The sequence below is a fragment of the Thermodesulfobium sp. 4217-1 genome (assembly GCF_039822205.1).
Lineage (GTDB): Bacteria > Thermodesulfobiota > Thermodesulfobiia > Thermodesulfobiales > Thermodesulfobiaceae > Thermodesulfobium.
Genome location: NZ_JBAGBW010000055.1, coordinates 1 through 1,703, shown reverse-complemented (window position 1 = coordinate 1,703; position 1,703 = coordinate 1). Strand labels below are relative to the sequence as shown.

The window sequence follows — 1,703 nt, the reverse complement described above, 5'->3', positions numbered from 1 at the left end:
ACTTAATCTCCCGCCCCATTTATAACTACCTATCTTAATAATTCCTTTTTTAAAGCATTTTTGTTATTTTTTTCTTGACTTTTCTCTAAAACATAGTTATAATAATAACTATTACAAGGAGGTGTTTTTATGTCTTACCGTGTTGAACAATTAAACAAAAAGACAGGGGTTGTTTATGTTTATGAAGCTACCTCATATTGGGATAAAGAAAAGAAACAGCCAAGAAACAAACAGGTATGTATAGGAAAGATTGATCCTGTAACAAATGAATTCATACCATCAAAGAGATTAAGCAACACTCAGGCTGCCGCATTAGATAAAACGGTCAGCGCAACAACAAAGATTGTTGGTCCATATATGGTATTAGACTTATTTACAAGAGAGCTTGGTTTAGATAAAGAACTAAAAGCAAGTTTTCCAAACACTTATAATGAAATACTCTCTATGGCCTACTATCTAACAATCAGTCAAGCTCCTTTATCTCATATTGCAAGCTTTGTTAAAGCTTTTGAGCATCCAAGCTCCAAAGAGCTTACAAGCCAGAGGATAAGCGATATTTTAACTCAAATAGGCCAGAGCGATAAACAGGCCTTCTTTAAAAGCTGGATTAATAAAACACTAAACAATGACTATCTGTGTTATGACATAACATCCGTTTCTTCATACAGCAAGTTAAATGAGTATGTGAAGTATGGCTATAACAGGGATAAAGAAAAGCTCCCTCAGATAAATTTAGCGGTCTTGTTTGCCCAAAAAAGCAAACTGCCTGTGTATTACAAGTATTTAAATGGAAGCATAAGCGATGTAGTCACTCTTCACCATTTGCTAAAGACATTTGATTATCTAGAGCTTCCAAAGATGCACCTTGTTATGGACAAAGGCTTCTACAGCCAAAATAACATAGAAGAGCTTTTAAAGAAAGACAAGTTTATTATTACAATCCCAAACCGCTTAACATGGGTAAGACAAATCATTGACCAGATTAAAGATCATATACAAAAACCGCAAAATTACTGCAAGGTAGAATACGAAGTATTGTATACCTATACAAAAATACACAGCCTTGGTTCAAACAACAATAGATGCTATGTCCACATATACTACAACGCAAAGAAAGCCGCAAACGCAATAGACAACTTTACTGAAGAACTCTTGGGCTATAAAGAAGAGCTAGAAACATCAAACCTAATAAAAGATCATGAAGAAGCCTACAATGCTTACTTTAGGCTAAAGCAAACCAAAAAAGGCATTAAAGTAGACTTTAACGATGAAGCAATAGAAAAACACATAAAAAACTATGCAGGCTTTTTTGTAATACTCACAAACGATATTAAAGACCCCCAGGAAGCCCTAAGAATATACCGCAATAAAGATGTGGTTGAGAAATGCTTTGATGACTTAAAAAACCAGCTTGATATGAAACGCCTTAGAATACACAACTCAACCACCATGGATGGAAGACTCTTTGTCCAGTTCATTGCGCTTATATACATAAGCGCTTTAAGAGAAAAAATGAGGCAAACAGGCCTTATAGACAAATACACTCCAAATGAGCTGTTGCTTGAGATGCAAACCTTAGTTGACATTAGATACTCTGGTAAATACGGGCACCTGCTAACAGAAATAACAAAGAAACAAAGAGAAATATTAGAGGCTCTAAAAATAAATGTAGAGGTATAGTTATAATTTGGAGGGAAATTAGG

The 1,703-nt window shown here is 34.7% G+C and carries 1 protein-coding gene; it reads left to right on the top strand.

The window, feature by feature from the left end; all coding sequences use genetic code 11:
* Positions 1 to 129: 129 nt before the first annotated feature.
* Positions 130 to 1,680 carry an IS1634 family transposase gene (locus V4762_RS09925; RefSeq protein WP_347315618.1) on the top strand — a complete coding sequence of 517 codons (1,551 nt, stop codon included), beginning with the start codon at positions 130 to 132 and terminating at the stop codon, positions 1,678 to 1,680.
* The last annotated feature ends 23 nt before the right edge of the window (positions 1,681 to 1,703 follow it).